Source organism: Dietzia sp. DQ12-76 (assembly GCF_014145045.1).
In the GTDB taxonomy this organism is placed as follows: Bacteria; Actinomycetota; Actinomycetes; order Mycobacteriales; family Mycobacteriaceae; genus Dietzia.
In genome coordinates this window covers 1-2,467 of the sequence record NZ_JAALDV010000404.1, presented here as the reverse complement: position 1 = coordinate 2,467, position 2,467 = coordinate 1, and the positions used below count along the sequence as shown (strand labels likewise).

Below are 2,467 nucleotides of genomic sequence, written 5' to 3'. Positions count from 1 at the left end.
AGGTGGCCGTCACCCCGGCCCGCAGCGCGGCCCACCGGGCGAGCTTGACGACCGGGGTGAGGACGCAGTGCTTGAGGTCGACGACCGGGTCCGACCGCAGGGCGCGGGTGAGCCGGGACGGCACCGATGCGCGGGTGGACAGTGCGTCGGCGAGGATGTCCGTGAGGATCACCGGATGGTCGGCCACGGCCCGGACGGCGATACGTGGCAGGAGTCCGGGGTCGTCGTGGTCGTCCGTCAACGGCCGGGCGTCGGACAGCAGTCCGAGGTGGACGACCCCCAGGTCGCGGGCGGGGGCGTCGGCCCACCCGTCGGCGGCCCGCGTCCATCCGGCGACGCTCCTGATCAGACGGGGATCAGCGGCCGAGGCGGGGGAGGTCTCGGCGAACCACGGTTCGTGCGAGAGATCTGTGGAGGCGACAGCGCGGCGCACCGTTCGGTCGTCGGGTCGACCGGGGTCGCCGGGATCGACGACGACGGCGAGGGTTTCCAGGTCACTCCCCGGGACGGCCTCCCCGCGACCCACCGATCCGGTGACCCAGACGGCAGGGGACACCGACGGACCCAGTCGCGCGGTGAGCTCGCGCCGCACCGCATCGGACCAGGCTCTCGCGCGCTCGTCTCGGGGGTCACGAGGGGTCGGCATGGGGGCATTCGATCATGCGGTCGGGCCGCCCGGCGAGGGGTGGGCGAAGGCGTGAGGGCCTGTTAATCGGATCGAAACACCGGGCAACCCGGGGGTCACACGCGATGGGAAAACTATCGGCAGACAGGAAATGGTCCCGGCGCAGCTCGGACCCCACCCCGAGAGGAGTCCCGGACATGAGCGATCCCTCCGGCCTCACCACCCCGGTCCCCACTGGTCGGAGCGACGCGTCCACCTCGGCTGCCGCACGTCGGGGCGACCACGACGACCTCGCCGACCTCGGTTACGACCAGCAGCTCCACCGCAGCCTCGGCACCTTCGCGTCGTTCGCGGCCGGGTTCTCGTTCGTCTCGATCCTCACCACCATCTTCCAGCTGTTCGGACTGGGGTACGGGTTCGGTGGACCGGCGTTCTTCTGGACCTGGCCGATCGTGTTCGCGGGCCAGTTCCTGGTGGCGCTGTGTTTCGCCGAGCTCGCGGCGCGGTATCCCCTCTCGGGAGCGATCTACCAGTGGTCGAGGCGGATGGGAGGCGAGATAATCGGGTGGTTCGGGGGCTGGTTCATGATCCTCGCCCAGATCGTTACCGCCTCGGCGGCGGCCATCGCGCTCCAGGTCGTGCTTCCCAGCATCTGGTCCGGCTTCCAGGTCATCGGCGACGACCCGGCCCTCACCTCACCCTCCGGTGCGGCGAACGCCGTCCTGCTGGGATCGGTGCTGCTCGTCATCACCACCACGATCAACTCCCTCGGCATCAGATGGATGGCCTACGTCAACAACATCGGCGTGACCTGCGAGATCGTCGGTGTCGTCGCGGTGATCCTCGCGCTGGTGACCCACGCCGTCCGCGGACCGCAGGTCGTCTTCGACACGGCGGGCATGGGGGACCAGCCCGGGTACATCTGGGCCTGGGTCGTCTCCGGACTCATGGCCGCCTACGTGATGGTGGGCTTCGGCTCGGCCGGTGAGCTGGCGGAGGAGACCGTCAACCCCCGCAGGGTCGCTCCGCGGACCATCCGGATGGCCCTGACGGTCTCGGCCCTCGGTGGCGGACTCATGATCCTCGCCGCGCTCATGGCCGCGCCCAGTCTCACCGACGGCCGGCTGGCCACCGAGGGACTGCCGTACGTCCTGAACTCGGTGCTCGGGAACTTCTGGGGCAAGGTGCTCCTCGTGGTGGTCGTCGTGGCCATCTTCATCTGCACCCTCGCCATCCAGACCGCGGCCACCCGGTTGATGTTCTCGATGGCCCGCGACGGGCGCCTGCCCTTCTCGGCGACCCTGTCCCGCGTCAACCCCCGCACCGGCACCCCGATCGCCCCGGCCGTGCTCATCGGCGTGTCCTGCATCGCGATCCTGCTGGTCAACATGGGCAACGCCGCCATCTTCGCGACCCTCGCCTCGGTGTGCATCATCCTCATCTACCTCGCCTACCTGTGCGTGACCGCGCCGCTGCTCCTGCGCCGACTCCGGGGATGGCCGAACGGCCCGCGCCTCACCGACGCCGAGGGCAAACCCCTGTTCTCGCTGGGCCGCTGGGGGATCCCCGTCAACGTCCTCGCCGTGGGGTACGGCCTGCTCATGACGGTCAACCTCGCCTGGCCGCGGACGGAGATCTTCGACCCCTCCGGGCAGACCCCGTGGATGCGATGGGCCGGCGTCCTCACCGTCCTCGCCGTGGTGGGGCTCGGAATCCTGTGCTTCCCCCGCGGTAAGACCCATCCCAAACCCGTCACGATCGGAGAGTGACCTGATGACCAGCACGACCGAAACCAGCATCACCGACAGCACGTCCACGACCTCGGGCGCCCGCCAGCACGCC

1 protein-coding gene and 1 pseudogene are annotated in these 2,467 nt (G+C 69.9%); one reads left to right on the top strand and one right to left on the bottom strand.

All coding sequences use genetic code 11. From position 1 onward, the window contains the following. Positions 1–646: pseudogene (locus G6019_RS13430) on the bottom strand (DUF294 nucleotidyltransferase-like domain-containing protein); the annotation flags it as partial. 176 nt (positions 647–822) lie between these two features. On the opposite strand from G6019_RS13430, the gene G6019_RS13425 reads away from it, so the two are divergent. Further along, a complete protein-coding gene (locus G6019_RS13425; RefSeq protein ID WP_107755306.1) occupies positions 823–2,394 on the top strand; it encodes an amino acid permease in 1,572 nt (523 codons plus the stop codon). Positions 2,395–2,467 lie beyond the last annotated feature (73 nt).

Bases quoted from the DNA above. Each gene is read 5' to 3' on its own strand.
- G6019_RS13425 (WP_107755306.1), top strand. From the start codon at position 823: ATGAGCGATCCCTCCGGCCTCACCACCCCGGTCCCCACTGGTCGGAGC.